The 18819-nt window shown below is 68.4% G+C and carries 19 protein-coding genes; 11 read left to right on the top strand and 8 right to left on the bottom strand.

What is annotated here, in order from left to right; genetic code table 11:
- Positions 1-35 precede the first annotated feature (35 nt).
- From ACIQD6_RS04730 to ACIQD6_RS04720, 3 genes are all read left to right on the top strand, one after another.
- Positions 36-1295, top strand: coding sequence for a sensor histidine kinase (locus ACIQD6_RS04730; RefSeq protein ID WP_401878152.1), 1260 nt, complete (start codon positions 36-38; stop codon positions 1293-1295).
- The gene (locus ACIQD6_RS04725; protein ID WP_401877907.1) at positions 1292-1984 is read left to right on the top strand and encodes a response regulator; all 693 of its coding nucleotides are present in this window, start codon (positions 1292-1294) and stop codon (positions 1982-1984) included. The genes ACIQD6_RS04730 and ACIQD6_RS04725 overlap by 4 nt, the downstream gene beginning before the upstream one ends.
- Positions 1985-2373: 389 nt before the next feature.
- Complete coding sequence (locus ACIQD6_RS04720) at positions 2374-2730, top strand: hypothetical protein (protein ID WP_401877906.1); 357 nt, start codon at positions 2374-2376, stop codon at positions 2728-2730.
- A 211-nt stretch (positions 2731-2941) separates the two neighbouring features.
- Here the strand turns inward: ACIQD6_RS04720 and ACIQD6_RS04715 are convergent, their stop codons facing one another.
- The 6 genes from ACIQD6_RS04715 to ACIQD6_RS04690 form a co-directional block, all read right to left on the bottom strand.
- The gene (locus tag ACIQD6_RS04715; protein WP_401877905.1) at positions 2942-3421 is read right to left on the bottom strand and encodes a VOC family protein; all 480 of its coding nucleotides are present in this window, start codon (positions 3419-3421) and stop codon (positions 2942-2944) included.
- Between the two features lie 174 nt (positions 3422-3595).
- Positions 3596-4756, bottom strand: coding sequence for an AEC family transporter (locus ACIQD6_RS04710; RefSeq protein ID WP_401877903.1), 1161 nt, complete (start codon positions 4754-4756; stop codon positions 3596-3598).
- Positions 4757-4789: 33 nt separating this feature from the next.
- A complete protein-coding gene (locus ACIQD6_RS04705) occupies positions 4790-6559 on the bottom strand; it encodes an NAD-dependent malic enzyme (protein ID WP_401877902.1) in 1770 nt (589 codons plus the stop codon).
- A gap of 274 nt (positions 6560-6833) precedes the next feature.
- Positions 6834-7046 carry a DUF397 domain-containing protein gene (locus tag ACIQD6_RS04700; protein WP_401877901.1) on the bottom strand — a complete coding sequence of 71 codons (213 nt, stop codon included), beginning with the start codon at positions 7044-7046 and terminating at the stop codon, positions 6834-6836.
- Between the two features lie 96 nt (positions 7047-7142).
- Complete coding sequence (locus ACIQD6_RS04695; RefSeq protein ID WP_401878149.1) at positions 7143-7346, bottom strand: DUF397 domain-containing protein; 204 nt, start codon at positions 7344-7346, stop codon at positions 7143-7145.
- Positions 7347-7360: 14 nt separating this feature from the next.
- Positions 7361-8239, bottom strand: a complete 879-nt coding sequence (locus ACIQD6_RS04690) for a helix-turn-helix domain-containing protein (protein ID WP_401877899.1) — start codon at positions 8237-8239, stop codon at positions 7361-7363.
- Positions 8240-8610: 371 nt separating this feature from the next.
- On the opposite strand from ACIQD6_RS04690, the gene ACIQD6_RS04685 reads away from it, so the two are divergent.
- Positions 8611-9006, top strand: coding sequence for an ATP-binding protein (locus ACIQD6_RS04685; RefSeq protein ID WP_401877898.1), 396 nt, complete (start codon positions 8611-8613; stop codon positions 9004-9006).
- Between the two features lie 221 nt (positions 9007-9227).
- The gene (locus tag ACIQD6_RS04680) at positions 9228-9551 is read left to right on the top strand and encodes a hypothetical protein (protein ID WP_401877897.1); all 324 of its coding nucleotides are present in this window, start codon (positions 9228-9230) and stop codon (positions 9549-9551) included.
- A gap of 103 nt (positions 9552-9654) precedes the next feature.
- Here the strand turns inward: ACIQD6_RS04680 and ACIQD6_RS04675 are convergent, their stop codons facing one another.
- The gene (locus ACIQD6_RS04675) at positions 9655-9936 is read right to left on the bottom strand and encodes a chaplin (protein ID WP_401877895.1); all 282 of its coding nucleotides are present in this window, start codon (positions 9934-9936) and stop codon (positions 9655-9657) included.
- Between the two features lie 480 nt (positions 9937-10416).
- On the opposite strand from ACIQD6_RS04675, the gene ACIQD6_RS04670 reads away from it, so the two are divergent.
- Complete coding sequence (locus ACIQD6_RS04670; RefSeq protein ID WP_401877893.1) at positions 10417-11127, top strand: hypothetical protein; 711 nt, start codon at positions 10417-10419, stop codon at positions 11125-11127.
- Positions 11128-11393: 266 nt separating this feature from the next.
- The gene (locus ACIQD6_RS04665) at positions 11394-12599 is read left to right on the top strand and encodes a cytochrome P450 (RefSeq protein ID WP_401877892.1); all 1206 of its coding nucleotides are present in this window, start codon (positions 11394-11396) and stop codon (positions 12597-12599) included.
- A gap of 27 nt (positions 12600-12626) precedes the next feature.
- Here the strand turns inward: ACIQD6_RS04665 and ACIQD6_RS04660 are convergent, their stop codons facing one another.
- The gene (locus ACIQD6_RS04660) at positions 12627-13283 is read right to left on the bottom strand and encodes a TetR/AcrR family transcriptional regulator C-terminal domain-containing protein (protein ID WP_401877890.1); all 657 of its coding nucleotides are present in this window, start codon (positions 13281-13283) and stop codon (positions 12627-12629) included.
- Between the two features lie 49 nt (positions 13284-13332).
- Here ACIQD6_RS04660 and ACIQD6_RS04655 point away from each other — a divergent pair, with 49 nt between their 5' ends.
- The 4 genes from ACIQD6_RS04655 to ACIQD6_RS04640 all read left to right on the top strand — a co-directional run bounded on the left by ACIQD6_RS04655 (position 13333) and on the right by ACIQD6_RS04640 (position 18816).
- Positions 13333-14982 (top strand): FAD-dependent monooxygenase, encoded by a 1650-nt coding sequence (locus ACIQD6_RS04655; protein WP_401877889.1) that lies wholly within the window; start codon positions 13333-13335, stop codon positions 14980-14982.
- A gap of 60 nt (positions 14983-15042) precedes the next feature.
- On the top strand, positions 15043-15450 hold the full coding sequence (locus ACIQD6_RS04650; RefSeq protein WP_401877887.1) for a helix-turn-helix transcriptional regulator: 408 nt from the start codon (positions 15043-15045) through the stop codon (positions 15448-15450).
- A gap of 67 nt (positions 15451-15517) precedes the next feature.
- Entirely contained in the window at positions 15518-15934 is a 417-nt protein-coding gene (locus ACIQD6_RS04645; RefSeq protein ID WP_401877885.1) for a VOC family protein, read from the top strand.
- A gap of 461 nt (positions 15935-16395) precedes the next feature.
- Positions 16396-18816, top strand: coding sequence for an ATP-binding cassette domain-containing protein (locus tag ACIQD6_RS04640; protein WP_401877883.1), 2421 nt, complete (start codon positions 16396-16398; stop codon positions 18814-18816).
- The last annotated feature ends 3 nt before the right edge of the window (positions 18817-18819 follow it).

The raw sequence follows: 18819 nt of genomic DNA, 5'->3' as shown, positions 1-18819 counted from the left end.
ACCTGTGGACGACGGCCGCCGATCCGCTGCCCCGCATGAGCCGACCGCGTCGGCTGGCCCGGCTGCCGCACGTCCTCGTGGTCCTCGTCGCCTATCCGGCGACCATCGTCAATACGGCCATGCTCTCCACCGACTACGGACTGGGACCGGTCTTCGGCACCCTGCTCGCCGTGATCCAGTCGGTGGCACTCATCATGGCGATGTTCCGCCCGGTACCGGCCTGGTGGCTGTCCACCATCGTCATGTTCATCGGCGCCCAGGCGGCCGTGCCCTCGGCGCTCGGACCCGCGTCCATCCCCTGGACCGCGCCCGGACTCGTCCTCCAGGCCGGGACACTCTTCCTGCTGGCGTTGCGGGTCCGCCCCCGGGTGGCGGTCGAGGCTCTGGCGCTCAACTCCCTGCTGGGCTTGTCCTGCCTGGTATTGCCCCCTCCGATGTACCGCCCCAACGTCGCCGAAGGTGTCCTGGCCCTCGTGATCGCGACGGTGGTCGGCGCCTCACTGCGGGGCCGCCGGGTGGCCCGTACAGAACTGGTCGTACAGGAAGAGCTGACCGCCGAGGAACGGGCCCGGCGCGCTCTGCTGGAGGAGCGCAACCGGATCGCACGCGAGCTGCACGACGTGGTCGCCCACCACATGTCGGTGATCTCCATCCAGGCGCAGGTGGCCCCGCACCTGGTAAAGGACCCGTCCGACGAGCTGAAGGCGAATCTCGCGGGCATCCGCGAGAACGCGGTCGAGGCGCTGACCGAACTGCGGCGGGTCCTGGGCGTGCTGCGCTCCGAGGACGCTCTGTCCGACGCGGTACGGCACGCCCCGCAGCCCTCCCTCGACCAGCTGGACGAGTTGGTCGGCAAGGTGCGCGGCGCCGGACTCACGGTCAGCACCGAGATCACCGGAGAGCCGCGCCCGCTGTCGCCGGGCGTCGAACTGTCAGCTTTCCGCATCGTCCAGGAGGCGCTCAGCAACGCTCTGCGGCACGCGCCCGGATCGTCGGTGCGGGTGGCGATCGGATACCGGCGGGACGGCCTCACCATCCAGGTCGTCAACACCGCGCCGACAACGCCCGCCCCGCCCTCGCGGGGCGACGGACACGGGCTGCTGGGGATGCGCGAACGCGCCACGATGCTGGGTGGCGAACTGGTCACCGGCCCTACCCCGGACGGCGGTTACGAGGTGACCACGAGCCTTCCCACGGCCCATCTCACCACTCCTCCCACGGAACACCCCGCGAAGCCGCCTGTCACCCCGGTCGCACCCGCTTTCCCCACCACCCCTGCCGAGGACACCCCATGACCACGCCCGTCCGCGCCCTACGCGCCGTCCGTGTACTGATCGCCGACGACCAGATGATGGTCCGTCAGGGATTCACGGTGCTGCTCAACGCGGAGGAGGGCATCGAGGTCGTCGGTCAGGCCGTGGACGGACTCGACGCCGTCGACAAGGTCGCCGAACTCGCCCCGGACGTCGTCCTGATGGACATCCGGATGCCCCGGCTCGGGGGCATCGAGGCCACCCGTCGCATCACGGAACCGGGCGGTGACGGCGTCAAGGTCCTCGTGCTGACCACCTTCGATCTCGACGAGTACGTGTACGAGGCGCTGCGCGCGGGCGCGTCCGGATTCCTGCTGAAGGACGCGTCGGCCGCCGAACTCGCCCAGGCGGTACGGGTGGTGGCGGCCGGTGACGCCCTGCTCTCCCCGAACATCACCAAGCGCCTGATAGCGGAGTTCTCCCGGATGACCGGCGCTCCCCGCGCCCCGCTCAAGGACCGGATCGGCGACCTCACGGAACGCGAGACCGAGGTTCTGTCCCTGATCGCCCAGGGCCTGTCGAACGCGGAGATCGCCGAGCGCCTGGTGGTGGCGGAACAGACCGTCAAGACCCATGTGAGCCGGATCCTGGTCAAGCTGGGCCTGCGCGACCGGACTCAGGCCGCGGTCTTCGCGTACGAGACGGGCCTGGTGCGCCCGGTCGGGTACTGAGCCGTCGGGTCCCGAACCGTCGAGTACTGAGCCGTCGGGTACTTAGCCGTCGGCCTGATCCATCGGACTGGGGCGACGGGTTCGGCCGTCCGATTCGGCCGCCCGGCGCTCCCTCCGAACCGTTCCCCGCTCATCATCAAATCGCATTGCACGCCGTAAAGAGCTGGTTGACTTTAGTCGAGATGCAATAGGCGCACCCACCCATTGGCGCGTAAACGCCATTGGTCATACTCCGGCCCCATGCAAGCTGGCGCCTATGCGACACAAATACACCCCGTTTGCCTGCACCACACCCCCGTAAGGGTGAGGATCTCCGTTCCTTCTGGCTGACGCCCCGACCGAAGTGCCATAAATGACAAGGCAATTCACCCGCACAGAAGGAGGAATCCATGTACGAACTGCGCACCAAGGCCAGGGGCATCGCGGTCCTCGCGGCACTCATGGTCGCCGGCACCGGAGCCGTGACGGCCACGCCCGCCATGGCATCGCCGACGGACGTGAAGGCAGCGGCTCCGTTCACGGGCACGGTCACCGCGAGAGACTTTGTGGCCATCCGTGAGGAGCCGAGGGTCAGCGCCAGGGAGTGGGGCCGGATCAACTCGGACCGCAAGGTCAGGTTGGACTGCTTCGTGCGGGGCGGCAACGTCGAGGGCAACCACAAGTGGTACCGCGTCTCGGGACAGATCAGTAAGTACGTCTCAGCCCGTTGGGTCAGCGCCAGTGGCGTACCGGAGTGCAGGGTGTAACGGGTCCGTTGAGTAGTCCCGGCAACTGCCGCACCATGCGGTGACGCGCCCATGAAGCGCCGGATCATCGGTCACCCCGGCCCATTGATCCGGCGCTTCATGGCAGCCCGGCGCCCCATCCTGCCGCGCTTCATGGCAGCCCGGCGCCTCATCCTCCGCGCTTCATGGCGGCCTTGGCGCGTCATCCCGCGCTTCGTGGCGGCCGGCCCCGTTACTCGCCCGCGTAGGCCTTCTCCAGTGTGGCGATGTCGAGCTTGTGCATCGACAGCATCGCCTCCATGGTCCGCCCCGCCTTCTCCGGATCCGGGTCGCTGATCATGTCGATGAGTCCGCTGGGGACGACCTGCCAGAACACTCCGTACCTGTCCTTGACCCAGCCGCAGTCGGATTCCGCGCCCCCGTCCGAGAGCAGGCGCCAGTAGTGGTCCACCTCGTCCTGGTTGTCGCAGTGGATCTGGAACGAAATGGACTCGTTGAAGGTGAACAGCGGCCCACCGTTCAGCCCAACGAACTTCTGGCCGTTGGCCTCGAACTCGACAGTCAGCACGGATCCGACGGGCCCCGACCCGGCCTCGGTGTGCCGGACGATCCGGCCGACCTTGGAGTCCTTGAAAATCGAGGCGTAATAGTTCGCTGCCTCTTCCGCCTGTCCGTCGAACCACAGACAGGTGGTAAATCCTTTGGTGGCCATGCGTGTCTCCTCATACGAGTTGTGCGAGAACGTCTTCACCCTTACCGACCCCCGCGCCGCCCGAAACTCATCGGCGCGAGCACGAAGGGGCGGTGAGCGTGAAGGGGCGGGCCGAATCCTCCGGCCCGCCCCTTCACGCTCGCCCGTCCTCCGGTCAGCCCGTTGAGCGGCGGGTCAGCCGGTCAGGTTGATCATCAACGGCAGTGTGATGAAGGCCAGCACAATGCTGATGATCACGGCCGAGGCTATGCGGTGCTCCTCGCTCTTGACGTGCTGCGAGGCAAGCATCATCGGTACGGGCGAGACGGGGAAGGCGACGATCAACGCCGCCTGCGCCGCGACCTGTTGCGTGGTCAGCAGCAGGCCGATGCCGTAGACGCTCAGTGGCAGCACCACCACACTGCACAGCGCGATACCGAACGCTCCGGCACTGAGCTGGGGCCTGCCGACGCGGGCGAGAGTCACGCCCACCGACAGCAGCGCCACGCCCGAGGCCGCCTGTCCCACCAGGTTGAGCGACGAGTTGATCATCTCGGGCGGGTGGACCTCGGTCAGCGCGAAGACCAGCCCGAGCAGCGGAGCCCAGGCGAAGGGCTTGCGCAGCGGCTCCAGGATCCGCAACCAGGTGGGCTTGGGCTTGCCGCCACCGCCGGCGGATACCGGCGCGTCGGCGTGCCCTTCCGTACCGTGCGGCGTCTCACCGTCCGGCGTCTCGTCGTCCAGCCGTTCGCCGCTCACCGAGCCGCTCCCGGTGGAGGCGCCCCCGACAGTTGCCGACACCGGGACGCGCCGGGACGCGTTCCGGGGCCCAGGCACCGAGGCACGTTCCGACACTGCCGACACTCCCGACGCTTCCGACGCGTCGGCGCCCTTCCGGTCGAGGCTGATCAGGATCAGCACGACGGGATCGAGGATGACATTCACCAGGATGCCGGCGATGGCGATCGGGATCGCCGCGGCCGCGGCCCCGAACAGGCTGCCCAGAATCGTGACGCCCATGAAGGCGTACTGAGGCTGGACGGCCGCCAGCGTCTGGATCGCCGCCCTCTCGGTCGGCACGTGCCCGATTGTCCGCAGTCCGAGAAAGATCAGTACGTAGAGGCTGAGCAGCCCGAGTGCGAGCATCCCGACGAGGGGCCCCTGGCTGAGCAGGGTGTGGCGCGGGGTGTTCATGATGCTCAGGAACAGTGCCGCCGGAAGGGCGAACTGCATCGTGAGCACCGTGAGCGCACCGCCGCGCTCCCCGCTGAACGCCTGTCCTCGCCCGGCCCCGTAACCGAGGGCGATCACGAGGAAGACAGGCACGATGATCGTGAAGATATGAGTGAAGCTCACAGTCTTTGTCCCTTGCGTCTGCTGTTACGGGCGTCAGACTGGCTTGACCGGGCTGTAGTCCGGGCTCCACATGGCGTCTCGTACGGTGGTTTCGAGGTCGTCGCCGAGGGGCGCGCGCGCCACACCGTCACGCTGCGCGGCGCGGGCCACGGCGACGGCGACCGCGGCGGAGGTCTCCCGCAGGTGGTCCACCAGGGGAAGGATGGGCGACCCGGGAGTCGTCGGATCGACCATGGCGGCGATCTGCTGGGCGGCGGCGAGGAACATGCCCTCGGTGATCCGGGTGGCACGCGCCACGATCGCGCCGAGCCCGAGCCCGGGGAAGACCAGAGCGTTGTTGGCCTGGCCGATGACATGGGTGACGGAGTCGTGCTCCACCGCCGGGAACGGGCTTCCGGTCGCGATCAGAGCCCGTCCGTCGGTCCACCGGACCAGGTCCTCGGGCTTGGCCTCGGCCAGCGGCGTCGGGTTGGACATGGGGAGGATGACGGGCCGCTCGGTGTGCGCCGCCATCTCGCGTACGACGTCCTCGGTGAAGGCACCGCCCTGACCCGAGGTGCCGATGAGGATGGTGGGACGGGCGCGGCGGACGACCTCGGCGAGGGTGATGCCGCCGACCTGCGCGTCGCGCTCCCAGTCGGCGACGTCGGCGGCCTTGCGGGCGTACCGCAGCCGGTGCTCGTCGAGCCCTTCGGCGTCGTCCACGACCAGGCCGTACCGGTCGATGCACCAGAACCGGTCCGACGCCTCCTGCGGGTCGAGGCCGTCCGCGATCAGGGCGTCGCGCAGCTGGTCGGCGATCCCGAGTCCGGCCGAACCCGCACCGAAGATCACCACGCGGTGGTCGCGCAGGGGCGCCCCGGTGACCCGGGCGCCGGAGAGCACGGCCGCCAGATTGACCGCTCCGGTGCCCTGGATGTCGTCGTTGAACGTGAGGGCCCGGTCGCCGTACGTGTCGATGATGCGGCGGGCGTTGGAGGAACCGAAGTCCTCCCAGTGCAGCAACGCGTCGGGGAAGACCCGGCCGGCCGCGGCGACGTACTCGGCGATGAACGCGTCGTACGTCTCACGGTCCACGCGCGGATGATGGTTGCCCAGGTAGAGCGGGTCGTCCAGCAGCTCCTGGCGGTTGGTGCCGACATCGAGGACGACCGGCACCGCACGCGCCGGGTCGATGCCTGCCGCCGCCGTGTACACGGCGAGCTTGCCGATGCAGATGTCCATGCCACCCACACCCCAGTCGCCGATCCCGAGGATGGCCTCGCCGTCGGTGGCGACGAGCAGATCGACGTCCTGGGGGCCGAGACCGCTCGCACGCAGTGCCGGCTCGATGTCCTGAGGGGAATCGACGGAGAGGTAGATGCCACGGGAGCGCCGGTACTCATGGCTGTAGCGCTCGATCGCGGTGCCGACGGTGGGCGTGTACACGATCGGCAGCATCTCGCTGAGATGCTGGCCCAGCAGCCGGTAGAACAGCACCTCGTTACGGTCCTGGAGGGACCGGAGATACACGTTCTTGTCCAGGTCCGTGGCCTTGGCCCGGTACTGCCCGTAGGCCCTGGTCACCTGCTGCTCCAGGGTCATCACCTGGGACGGGATCAGGCCGGTCAGCCCGAGACGGCGGCGCTCGCCCTCGGTGAACGCGGTGCCCTTGTTGAGCCGCGGATCACTGAGGACGGCGCGCCCGCGAGAGGTGGTCTCCCAGGAGTCGCCGGTGGGATCCCAGCGTGTCGCTCGTGTCGCCTGGATGACGGAGGAGGTCGGGTCGGCTTCCTTCGCTTCAGAGAGAGGGTCGCTCTTCATTGCTGATTCCTTGCTGAGGGTTCACTTCACGGGGCGGGATGGCACCCCAGAAATCACGGTATCAACATATTGAAATCCGAATCATCTGGCCCCCACGTCACCACGAAACGCCTGCGTACGGCCTTCGGGCCGCCCCGCGAAGCACCCCCGCGCACCCTCACGTCACCCGCGAGCGACGGCTTGCGGGGCCAGGGTCCCCAGCTCAAGGGGGATGTGACGACTGTGGGCCGCTCCCGGGAAGAGAGCGGCCCACAGTGGCGTACGAAGTCGAGCCTTACGAGCGGCCATCCGCGCCGACCGCGTCGATGAACGCTGTCCACGCCCGGCCGGTGACGACGAACGCGGGACCATGGGGATCCTTGGAGTCACGTACGGCCATGGCATCGCCGCCAAGACGGGCACCCTCGACACACATGCCCTTCTGGTCATCGCTGTAGCTCGACTTGAACCAGTCGGCACCAGACAGCGTGTCAGCGGTGATCTTCATCAGAATCAGTGCTCCTTTTCCCTCTTGATCATGCTCAGGGACTCCTGTGGCCCGCTGCCGGGAGAACAGCCCACAGGTGGCATATGAAGTGGATCCTTACGAACGACCCCCGGCACCAAGAGCGTTAACAAACGCTGTCCACGCCCGGCCAGTGAAGACAAACGCGGGGCCGTGGGGATCCTTTGAGTCACGCACGGCCATGGCATCGCCGTCAAGACGGGCACCCTCGACACACGCTCCGCCGTGGTCATTGCTGTAGCTCGACTTGAACCAATCTGCGCCGCTCAGCGCACGAGCCATGGTCGACATCGGAATCAAAGCTCCTTCATTGCCTTCTTGATCACGCTCAAGGACTCCTGAGGCCCCTGAGCGATGGCTTGCAGCTCGTTGAACGCTTCCTCGTGAAGCTCCACGTCCGACTGCCGCCGACTCACCCAGGCGTCGGCAAGGTTCTCAAAATAGATGATCGGCTTAAGAGCATCCCGGTCGTGGAACTGGAGCGTGTGGAAAGCTCCGTTCATCCCCGGGTGAGCACCGGCCTTGAAGGGGATCACCTGGACCCGGACGTTGGGCAGCAACGCCACCTCGGTGATGTGCGCGAGCTGTGCTCGCATGACCTCGGGACCTCCAACCTGCCGGTACAGCACCGCTTCGCTGACCACCGCCGCGAATTTCAACGGCGGTTCCCGACGCAGGGCCTTCTGCCGAGTCATCCGCACCGCGACCATGCGGGCGATCTCCTCTTCGCTGAGACCTTGGTGCGCGCTCCGGTGGGTCGCGCGCACGTAGGCCTCGGTCTGGAGCAGGCCGGGAACGAACTCGGACTCGTAGTTGTGCAAGGCGGTGGCCGTGGCCTCCAGCCCCAAGTACGCCCTGAAGCCTGGGGCGATGACCGGGCGATACTCGGTGGACTGCCACCAGTCCCGCTTTGTCTTGGTGACCGCCGCGTACCCCTTGAGCAACTCGGTCGTTTCCTCGTCGGCCGCGAAGATCTGGCAGAGCGCCATGACATCGGACGGCTCGACAACCGAGTTCTCACCCGTCTCCAGCCGAGTCAGCTTCGACGGACTCCAGAAGAGCTTCCTGACGACCTGACTTGAGGTAAGCCCGGCCTTCTGCCTGAGGTGACGCAGCTCGTTGCCCAGGTGTAAGCGGCACAGCGCGGGCGTTGCCGATTCGATGTCCGTGATCATCCGAGGTCCTCTCAGAGCACTGTCCAGTGTGTCGACGCTGCTTCCGCTTCCGCAAGGAACTTTCTTCGTCACAGCGGGAGTCACCGCGCTCCTGCATCAACCACCCTCGCTCACGCGGTAATTCACGGCGGAACTTGCCAACAGAATCCCGCTAGAACGTCCCAACAGCAGCGGATCTGATGCCAGGCTATACACGCAACTCACGCAACGCAGTCACTTCGACGCTTTGAGTGAGCATACGAAAGCTGGGCGTCGGGCCGAGAGGCGGCCCCGCGGCTTCCCCAAGGGATCGACGGCAAGGACACGCGATGCCTCCCTCCACTCAAAGCACAACTCCCCCACCAGCAACCGCAGTCGACATACGCGGTGCCGTGCGCCTGCACATCTCGTTCCGGCCGCACCCTCGCCGCGTCGAGCACATGCGCCGTACCGCCGGCACGCTCCTGCGGCAGGGCGGTGTGTGCGAGGAGGCGATCGAGACCGTACAGCTCCTGGTCAGTGAACTCGTCACCAACGCCGTGGTGCACGGGCGGGGCGAGTGTGTCCGGTTCTCGCTCTCGTACGACCAGACGGACGAGGTGCTGATCGAGGTGGACGACCATTCCCCCGCGCGGGTCGTTGTCGAACAACCGGGGCCGGAAGAGGAGCACGGCCGGGGCATGTTGCTCGTCGCCACGCTCGCCCGCACCTGGGGGCGGCGCGGGACGTGTACCTGGTGCACCGTCGGCACGCAGGCGTTCAGTACGTACAAGGCGGGGGTCCGATGACCATCAACCGCCGCATTCCGGGACTCCATTGGCCCTGGCGGGCACCGGAATACACCACGGATACGGAGACACTTCACCGCCTCCTGGCCGCCCTGCGCCGGTGGCGTCTGCGCGAACTCGAACGGTTGCCGTTCTCCCCCACGCCCAGAGCCACCTGCCGTGAGGCCGGAAGTGCAGGCGGTGTCGGGAGCGCTCAGCAGGCGTCATATCCCGTGGATCTCGTGACGATCGACCGTACCGTCGCCGCCGCCCTCGCCCGCCGGCTCGCGCTCCCCGAGCGCGACTGGACGGACATCACCACGCTCAAGCTCCGGGGCCAGCTCGCCCTGCTCCTGTGCGAAGACCTGGGCGACACCGATTCCCCGCACTATGTGTCTCTGTACAGAACGGCGTACGGACTGCTCGACCGCGACGCCCAACCCACCCCCCGCACTCCCCCCGGCCACGCCTACGACCACATGCGCGCCCTGGCCGCGGCCACCCGCGTGTTCGCCACCCTCTACGAACAGCACCGACGACAGATGCCGGAGGAGCTCGACCGGTAGAGCGCGATCCCCGTCGCGGGCGGGGTCGTGACGGGTGCCGTCAGGCTCACCGGCGCCGACAGCCCCGGTCGGGGCGCCGCGCCGGTGAGCCTGACCGCCGAGATCAGCCTCCGTGGTGGCCGTGACCCTTCTTGGCGTGGCCGCCACCGTCCGCGTTGATGCAGACGTTGCCGGTCGTCGGGTTCAGCAGCGCGATGATGTTGATGGTGTTACCGCAGACGTTGACCGGAATGTGGATCGGCACCTGGATGTTGTTGCCGGAGAGGACGCCGGGGGAGTTGGCGACGATGGCGTCGGCGTCAGCGTCGGCGACAGCGGAACCGGCGCCCGCGAGGACCGCGGACGCGGCCAGGGCGGCGGCAGCGAGGGACGTGCGAATACGCATGGTTTCTCCCGAGTAGGTGAGGAACGTTGAACCCCGATCACACCCGCCATAGTGATCATCGGATCGTATTGACCCAAACGAGGGCAAGTCTCCCGACGGACGAGAGCATCGCGGAATTAAGTGCGGATCGGCCGACAAAACAATCACCTGTTCGGCCTATGTCGATCGCACCGGCCCGAGGCATTCATTCCCGGCACCTGCCAACTGGCGTGCCGTCATAGGGGCACCTACGCTTGTGAGTAAAAGGGGTTATCTCCCGGGCGGCGCATGTCCGCAGCATGAATACGCCATACGGCCCGGGGTGTGCTCGCTCTTGATCGGACCCGATGGAACCGATCCCAGGCGCCGGTCATAGGCGGGGCTGCCGCATCGCCACATCCGAGCACCGGTTTTCCATCAGGTTCAACCTCCTTTTGGCTGGCGCCGGTTGGCGATCACGTTCGTCAAGGGCGATCACGTTCGTCAAGAGAGGTGAGAACCATGACCGAGCAACTGAGCCGCATGCCCACCGACCCGAGCCACAAGAAAAGGGCCGCGCGGGTACGCGCGAGCCTCGCGGAATCCGGCATCGACTCGTTCGACGCGATAGTGGACCGTTTCGCGGATTCCGCCCCGCTCTCGCACGAGGACCACCTCATGATGATCGGCCTCGACGGCAAGGCCCCGCCGGCACCGAAGCCGCATCAGCCGCCGGCCATGAAGGTAGTGATCGACGGCGAGACCAACGAGCCGGGCACAGTGCATCAATTCGACGGGCAGGCGCTGTACTCGACGCCAGGTTTTGACGCGAAGAAGAACCCCGTCATGTACAGCTTCACGTCCATGGAGGGGCTCAACAACCACCTGCTCGCGGCGCCGTTCCATGACGTCGGCACGACCAATCCGGACTCGCTGTCGGAGCTTTCGTACTACTACGAGCACGACGACGGGGGCGGGGACTGGCTGCAGAACGGTCCGGCGCGGGCCTGGAGCGACCTCACGCGCGTGCCGCGCGGATTCCTGCACACGGGCAACTGGAACGACTTCATCTCCTCGGTCAATTGGTGCCGTTGGGATATCTCGCTGTACGAGAACATCAACTACCAGGGCTCGCAGCTCTACCTGCCCGCCGGGCGGACCTACTTCCACCTGAGCCAGTTCGGTTGGAACGACCGTGCCTCGGCGACCGTGAACTGGGGACGGCGCTTCTGACCCGGGATTCCACGAGCCGGACAGTACGTCCTGTTCCCTGCCTGGCGGCCATCCGAGGGTGGTCGCCGGCGTCATGCGCGGACAGCGGCGGGATCGCGGTGTGGCCGGATCGGTGATCGCGAGCCCGTCGATACGAACACAATGACGAGTCGTCGCCATTTGCCGCACCGCAGGCATATGTGCGAAATGAGGGAGGTAATTATCCCTCACTCACACCGTCCGCCCCACTGGCCGGATGACCGTTCGCGTTCGTCCTGGAGTACTTGATGACCGAAGTTGGCGAATCAATCACCTGTCCGTTCGATTTCAGCGAGGCTTTAGAATTCGATCCCTCACTCGCGGGGCTCATGTCCCAAGGATCCGTCTCGCGGATCCGGCTGCCGTACGGCGACGCGGACGCCTGGCTGGTCACGGGGTTCGACGGGGTGCGGCAGGTGACCACCGACCAGCGGTTCAGCCGTGCGGGAATCATGGGCCACAACTACCCGCGGTTGACCCCGGAGCCGATCGTCTCCCCCGAGTCGATCAATGTGATGGACCCGCCCCGGAGCACCCGGCTGCGGCAGTTGGCCTCGCAGGCGTTCACCAAGCGGCACGTGGACCGGATGCGGCCCGCCATCGAGGGCATCGTCGCCGGGCTCCTGGACGAGATGGCCGAGCACGGCGCCCCGGCCGATCTGGCCCACCACCTGTCGGACAAGCTCCCGCAGCACACCATCTGCGAGCTGCTGGGCATCGCCCCGGACGACCGGCCCCGGATGCAGACGTACGCCCATCAGATGCTGTCCACCGCCCCGGACACGCGACAGGCGGCGGCGGACGCGAAGGCGCGGCTGCGCGACTACTTCGGCGCGCTGGTGGCCGAGCGGCGGCGCACCCCGGGGGACGACCTGATCAGCACCCTGGCCGCCGCCAAGGACGGTGACGACGCCTTCGACGACAAGGACCTCGCGGTCATGGCGCTCACCCTCATGCTGAGCGGCCACGACACGGCGACCTGCGAGATCAGCAACATCGCCTACCTCCTGCTCACCCGCCCCGAGCTGATGGACCTGCTGCGGAGCCGGCCCGAGTCGCTGACGCCGGTGCTCGACGAACTTCTCCGCTACATCCCGTTCCGCAAGGGCGTGGGCATCCCGCGCGTCGCACTGGAGGACGTGGAGATGGACGGAGTGACGATCCGGGCAGGCGACTTCGTCCACGTGTCGTACCTGACGGCGAACCGCGACCCGGAGAGGTTCACCACCCCGCACGACATCGACCCGCACCGGCCGAACACTCCGCACATGACCTTCGGCTGGGGCGGACACCGCTGTATCGCGGCCCCCCTGGCCATGGCGGAGCTGGAGGTCACGATCGGCGGCCTGCTGGCCAGGTTCCCGCAGCTGCGACTGGCGGTTCCGGCGGAGGAGCTGCGCTGGGACACGGAGACCATCCGGCGCTTCCCGTGCGAGCTGCCGGTGGCCTGGTAGCCGCGCGCCACGTCGCCGGGCCCGTTCTCAACCGCCGGACGGGCCAGGCGACTTGTCCTCAGCCAGTGATCGCAGGATGAGGGAGAGGCCGTAGTCGAAGCGCTCGTCGAAGGACGGCCCCGCCAGGTGCGCGGCGACCCGGCTCAGCGAGGGGTAGTCCCCGGAGGCGAGCGGCCCGACGAGCCGGTGGCCGACCGCGTCCGGGGCCGCCTGCTCCTCCTGGACCAGCCCCAGCACGTAGTAGACGATGGTGAAGCAGGCCCAGGCCGCGTCGCGTTCCGACAGCCCTCCTTCGAGCAGCGCCTCGACCATCACTTCGGACGACCCGAGCGTGGCGGGCTCGGCGGCGTACGTACCGGCCACGATCACGGCCCCGTCGCGGTACCCGAGCAGGGCGCGGCGGTAGCGGTGGGCCAGGGCGCGAACGCGCTCCTCCCAGGGGTCGGGCAGATCGTCCAGCGATATGTCGGCGACGATCGCGTCCGCCATCAACTCCCGCAGACGGGCCTTGGACTTGGCGTGCCAGAGCACCGTGTTCATCCGGACGCCGAGGCGTTCCGCGATGCCGCGCATCGACACGGCCTCCACGCCCTTCTCGTCGAGGAGTTCCAGCGCCGCCTTCACCACGGTCCCGGGGTCGAGCCGGGGCCGGGAGGGTTCACCGTCCTGTTGCCTTTTTGTCACTGACCTAGTCTACTGAGCAGAGTTATTGGTCAGCGACCAAGGAGGATGCGTGGAGCAGCAGGTTGTCGTGGTCGGCGCCGGGCCGGTGGGGCTCTGGCTGGCCGCAGAGCTACGGCTGGGCGGGGTGTCCGTCACCCTTCTGGAGGCCCGGGAGGAGCGGGATTCGCACTCGAAAGCGCTCACGCTCCACCCGCGCACCCTCGAAATCCTGGCCTTCCGGGGCCTGGTGGAGAAGTTCCTCACGGAGGGCGTACGGCTCCCCGACGGCCACTTCGGCGGCCTGGACGACCGGATGGACTTCAGCGTGCTGGACACGCCGTTCCCGTTCACGCTGGCGCTTCCGCAGGCCCGTACGGAAGAGCTGCTGGAGGAGCACGCACGAGCGGCCGGTGTACGGATACGACGTGGGCACCGGGTGGTGGGACTGGCAGGACTGGCGGGTTCCGAGGGACTGACGGCTTCCGAGGGACTGGCGAGGTCGGCGGAACTGACGGGATCGGCGGGACCAGCAGGGCCGACGGGACCGGCCCGGCGGCAGGACTCGGTGACCGTGGCGGTCGAGGGACCGGACGGGCCGTACACGCTGGAAGCGGCGTACGTCGTCGGCTGCGACGGCACCCGCAGTACCGTGCGCGGCGCGGCGGGCATCGACTTCCCCGGCACCGACGCCACGATCTGGGGCTGGCTCGGTGATGTCGTCCTGGACAGCCCGCCGCAGACTCGGGGCATCAGCGTGTCGAACCTCCAGGGCGGCTTGATGGCCCTCCGCATGCCCGGCGGGTTCCACCGCTTCATCGGCATCGGGCGGGACGACGTACGGACCGATCCGTCCGGTGAACTGACCCTGGAGGAGTTGCGGGACAACGTCGTACGGATCACGGGCGACGACTTCGGGATGCGGGCCCCGGTCTGGCTCTCACGGTTCGGCAACGCCACCCGGCAGGCCGCGCGGTACCGCGCGGGGCGGGTACTGCTGGCCGGGGACGCCGCGCACATGCACTTCCCCACCGGGGGCGTGGGGCTCAACATCGGCGTCCAGGACGCCACCAACCTCGGCTGGAAGCTGGCCGCGACCCTCAACGGCACCGCGCCCGACAGCCTTCTGGACAGCTACCACGACGAGCGGCACCCGGTCGGCGCGGACCTCCTGGAGAGCACGCGCGCGCAGACCGCGCTGATCACCGGCTTCACGCCCGAGGGGCAGGCGCTGCGCTCGTTCCTCAGTCAACTCATCGCCACCCGGCCGGAGTTCTCGAAGGACCTCGCCGAGCGCGTGTCGGCGCTCGCCGTCGCCTACCCGCCCGTGACGAACGCACGGGACGCGCCGGACGCACCGGACACACTGGACGCATCGACCGTCGGCGTACACCCGCTGACCGGGCGGCGCGCACCGGACCTGGCCTTCGCCTCCCACGGGAAGTCCCTGTTCGGCCTGCTGAACGACGGCCGTCACGTCCTGCTCGATCTCACCGGCACGCTCACGGGTGCGGCAGGCGGCCGGCCGCTCGTGCTCGCACCGGACATCACCGTCCACAGCGCGCCGCTGTCCGAGCCGCCGGCCGGCCCGCGCCCCGAGTGGTCCGGGGTACGGGCCGCCCTCATCCGCCCCGACGGCCACGTGGCGTGGGCGAGCGAGGAACATGACGACGACGCGCTGGTGACCGCCGTACGTACGGCGGTGGCAGCCACCCGGGCCTGAGCGAACCGGCCCGTACGGCACCGACACCGGCGGCGCCCCGCGCTGTGGGAGGGTGGTCGTGTGACGTTGGAGGACCTCGTCCGGCTGCGCCGGGCCCGTGACCGGATGGACCGCGACTACGCGGAGCCGCTCGACGTTCCGGCGCTGGCGCGCGTCGCCCTCATGTCACCGGGTCACTTCTCCCGCAGCTTCCGCGCCGCGTTCGGGGAGACGCCGTACAGCTACCTGATGACGCGCCGGATCGAGCGGGCCAAGGCGCTGCTGCGGCGGGGTGACCTGACGGTGACGGAGGTCTGCTTCGCGGTCGGCTGCACCTCGCTGGGGTCGTTCAGCTCGCGGTTCACGGAGCTGGTCGGCGAGAGCCCGAGTTCGTACCGGGCCCGCCGCCATGACGAGGGCGCCGCCATCCCGGCCTGTGTCGCCAAGATCCACACGCGACCGGTCAGGAACGGTCCGGCTCGTTCCTGACCACTCCGTTCCTGACCGGTCAGGAACGGAGAAGCGGAACCCGCACCCCGCCCGTAGCGTGAAACGCATGGACATCAAGCTTTCGCAGTGCTTCATCGCCGTCGACGACCATGACAAGGCGCTCGTCTTCTACCGGGACGTTCTCGGCCTGGAAGTGCGCAACGACGTCGGCTGGGAGGGGATGCGCTGGGTGACTGTCGGCGCGCCGTCGCAGCCCGATGTGAACATCGTTCTCGAACCGCCCGTCGCGAACCCGAACTCCTCCCCCGCCGACAAGCAGGCCATGGCGGAACTGCTGGCGAAGGGCCTGCTGCGCGGTGTCATCTTCAGCACCGACGACTGCGACGCCACCTTCGAACGCATCCGCGCCGCGGGTGGCGAGGTGCTGCAGGAGCCGATCGACCAGCCGTACGGCGTCCGCGACTGCGCCTTCCGCGACCCCTCCGGCAACATGCTGCGCTTCACCCAGCCCCGGGGGCAGTGAGCTCCGGTCCCGCGAACCCAGGGCGTGTGACGAGAGTCCCGCCCGGCCCGCGACGCCCTCCGGGCCCGGCGGCGCTACTTTCGTGACACGCCCTGGCGCTACCCTGCAGGCGAACCCGCGTCTCGCGCCGAGCACGCCCCCGGCCGAAACCGGCTGACACAGGCCGGACAGGCGTCGCGCCACCCGGCCTTCCCCGGCCGACACCGGCCGACACCGGCCGACACCGGCCGACACCGCCGTCAGGCCGACAGCGGACCGTTGCCGCGACCGCGCCGACGGACGCGACCGCACCGACGGAGAAGAACCAGACGTACCGAACCGGACGTACTGAAACCGGGCGTACTGAAATCGGGCGTCTGCTCGCAACCAGACGTACTGCTCGCAGCTGTTCGCATCGAGCCAGGCGACACCGACGGGACCGCGAAGGCGGCTCCGCCAACAGATACGGAGACACGAGAAGCATGGCCACGAGAACGGACCACACGCGGTCGCCTGCGCCGCACGATGCCGACAGCCACGATCTGATCCGCGTGCACGGCGCGCGCGAGAACAATCTCAAGGACGTCAGCGTCGAGATCCCGAAGCGGCGGCTGACGGTGTTCACCGGCGTCTCCGGCTCGGGCAAGAGCTCGCTGGTGTTCAGCACGATCGCCGCGGAGTCGCAGCGGCTGATCAACGAGACCCACAGCGCCTTCGTGCAGGGCTTCCTGGCGACGCCGGCGCGGCCCGAGGTCGACGTACTCGAAGGTCTGACGACCGCGATCATCGTCGACCAGCAGCGGATGGGGGCCGACGCCCGCTCCACGGTGGGCACCGCCACCGACGCCAACGCGATGCTGCGCATCCTCTTCAGCCGGCTCGGGCAGCCGCACATCGGTCCGCCGCCCGCGTTCTCCTTCAACGTCCCCTCGGTCCGGGCGAGCGGTGCGATCACGGTCGAACGCGGCGCCCGTAAGACCGTGAAGCAGACCTACACCCGCACCGGCGGCATGTGTCCGCGCTGCGAAGGCCGGGGCACGGTCTCCGACATCGACCTCGCCCAGCTCTTCGACGACTCCAAGTCGATCGCCGAGGGCGCGATCACCGTCCCCGGCTACACGAAGGACGGCCACTGGACCCTGCGGATCTTCACCGAGTCGGGCTTCGTCGACCCGGACAAGCCGATCCGCGACTTCACCGAGACCGAGCTGCACGACTTCCTCTACCGGGAGCCGACGAAGGTCAAGGTCAGCGGCATCAACCTCACCTACGAGGGGCTGATACCCAAGGTCCAGAAATCGTTCCTCTCCAAGGACCGGGAGGCGTTGCAGCCGCACATCCGGGCGTTCGTGGACCGGGCGGTCACCTTCACCGCCTGCCCCGAGTGCGACGGCACCCGGCTCAGCGAGCCGGCCCGGTCGTCGCGGATCGGTGGGAGCGGCGGGAGCGGTGGGATCAACATCGCCGAGGCGTGCGCGATGCAGATCAACGACCTGGCCGAATGGGTCCGCGGCCTGGCCGAGCCGTCGGTGGCGCCGCTGCTCACGACGCTCGGACACACCCTGGACTCGTTCGTGGAGATCGGTCTTGGCTACCTCTCGCTCGACCGGCCGGCGGGCACGCTGTCGGGCGGCGAGGCACAGCGCGTCAAGATGATCCGCCACCTCGGCTCCTCGCTCACCGACGTCACCTACGTCTTCGACGAGCCCACCATCGGGCTCCACCCGCATGACATCGAGCGGATGAACGGCCTGCTGCTGCGGCTGCGGGACAAGGGCAACACGGTGCTCGTCGTGGAGCACAAGCCGGGGACGATCGCGATCGCCGACCACATCGTCGACCTCGGCCCCGGCGCCGGTACGGCGGGCGGCACCGTCTGCTTCGAGGGCACCGTCGAGGGACTGCGAGCCGGCGGCACCCTCACCGGCCGCCATTTCGACGACCGGGCCGCCGTCAAGGAGAAGGTGCGTACGCCCACCGGCGCACTGGAGATCCGGGGCGCGACGGCGCACAACCTGCGCGACGTGGACGTCGACATCCCGCTCGGGGTGCTCACCGTCGTCACCGGCGTCGCGGGCTCCGGCAAGAGCTCGCTCGTACACGGGTCACTGCCTCAGCTGTCGGGGGCCGCCGGCGAGGATGTGGTGTCGATCGACCAGGGCGCGATCCGAGGCTCGCGGCGGAGCAACCCGGCGACGTACACCGGGCTGCTCGAACCGATCCGCAAGGCGTTCGCGAAAGCCAACGGTGTGAAGCCGGCCCTGTTCAGCGCCAACTCCGAGGGCGCCTGCCCCAACTGCAACGGCGCCGGTGTGACCTTCACCGATCTGGCGATGATGGCCGGTGTCGCGAGCACCTGCGAGGAGTGCGACGGCAAACGGTACGAGGCGTCGGTGCTGGAGTACCGTCTCGGCGGCCGGGACATCAGCGAGGTGCTCGCGATGTCGGTGGCCGAGGCCGAGGAGTTCTTCGGCGCGGGCGAGGCGCGTATCCCGGCCGCCCACAGGATCCTGGACCGGCTCGCCGACGTCGGGCTCGGGTACCTCACCCTCGGCCAGCCGCTCAACACGCTGTCCGGCGGCGAGCGGCAGCGGCTCAAGCTGGCCACGCACATGGGCGAGAAGGGCGGCGTCTACGTACTCGACGAGCCGACCACCGGCCTCCACCTCGCCGACGTCGAGCAGCTGCTCGGCCTTCTCGACCGGCTCGTCGACTCCGGCAAGTCGGTCATCGTCGTCGAGCACCACCAGGCGGTCATGGCGCACGCCGACTGGATCATCGACCTCGGGCCGGGCGCGGGCCACGACGGCGGCCGGATCGTCTTCGAGGGCACCCCCGCCGACCTGGTCGCCGCCCGTTCCACCCTCACGGGCGAGCACCTCGCGGCGTACGTCGGCGCCTGACCG

It is taken from the genome of Streptomyces sp. NPDC088400, assembly GCF_044753355.1.
Taxonomy (GTDB): Bacteria; Actinomycetota; Actinomycetes; order Streptomycetales; family Streptomycetaceae; genus Streptomyces.
The sequence above is the reverse complement of the archived record's forward strand: the minus strand, read 5'-3'. Positions and strand labels throughout refer to the sequence as shown.

Excerpts from the sequence above, each read along its gene's own strand:
- ACIQD6_RS04730 (WP_401878152.1), top strand. The coding sequence starts at position 36 with ATGAGCCGACCGCGTCGGCTGGCCCGGCTGCCGCACGTCCTCGTGGTC.
- ACIQD6_RS04725 (WP_401877907.1), top strand. The coding sequence starts at position 1,292 with ATGACCACGCCCGTCCGCGCCCTACGCGCCGTCCGTGTACTGATCGCC.
- ACIQD6_RS04720 (WP_401877906.1), top strand. The coding sequence starts at position 2,374 with ATGTACGAACTGCGCACCAAGGCCAGGGGCATCGCGGTCCTCGCGGCA.
- ACIQD6_RS04715 (WP_401877905.1), bottom strand. The coding sequence starts at position 3,421 with ATGGCCACCAAAGGATTTACCACCTGTCTGTGGTTCGACGGACAGGCG.
- ACIQD6_RS04705 (WP_401877902.1), bottom strand. The coding sequence starts at position 6,559 with ATGAAGAGCGACCCTCTCTCTGAAGCGAAGGAAGCCGACCCGACCTCC.
- ACIQD6_RS04700 (WP_401877901.1), bottom strand. The coding sequence starts at position 7,046 with ATGAAGATCACCGCTGACACGCTGTCTGGTGCCGACTGGTTCAAGTCG.
- ACIQD6_RS04695 (WP_401878149.1), bottom strand. The coding sequence starts at position 7,346 with ATGGCTCGTGCGCTGAGCGGCGCAGATTGGTTCAAGTCGAGCTACAGC.
- ACIQD6_RS04690 (WP_401877899.1), bottom strand. The coding sequence starts at position 8,239 with ATGATCACGGACATCGAATCGGCAACGCCCGCGCTGTGCCGCTTACAC.
- ACIQD6_RS04675 (WP_401877895.1), bottom strand. The coding sequence starts at position 9,936 with ATGCGTATTCGCACGTCCCTCGCTGCCGCCGCCCTGGCCGCGTCCGCG.
- ACIQD6_RS04670 (WP_401877893.1), top strand. The coding sequence starts at position 10,417 with ATGACCGAGCAACTGAGCCGCATGCCCACCGACCCGAGCCACAAGAAA.
- ACIQD6_RS04665 (WP_401877892.1), top strand. The coding sequence starts at position 11,394 with ATGACCGAAGTTGGCGAATCAATCACCTGTCCGTTCGATTTCAGCGAG.
- ACIQD6_RS04645 (WP_401877885.1), top strand. The coding sequence starts at position 15,518 with ATGGACATCAAGCTTTCGCAGTGCTTCATCGCCGTCGACGACCATGAC.
- ACIQD6_RS04640 (WP_401877883.1), top strand. The coding sequence starts at position 16,396 with ATGGCCACGAGAACGGACCACACGCGGTCGCCTGCGCCGCACGATGCC.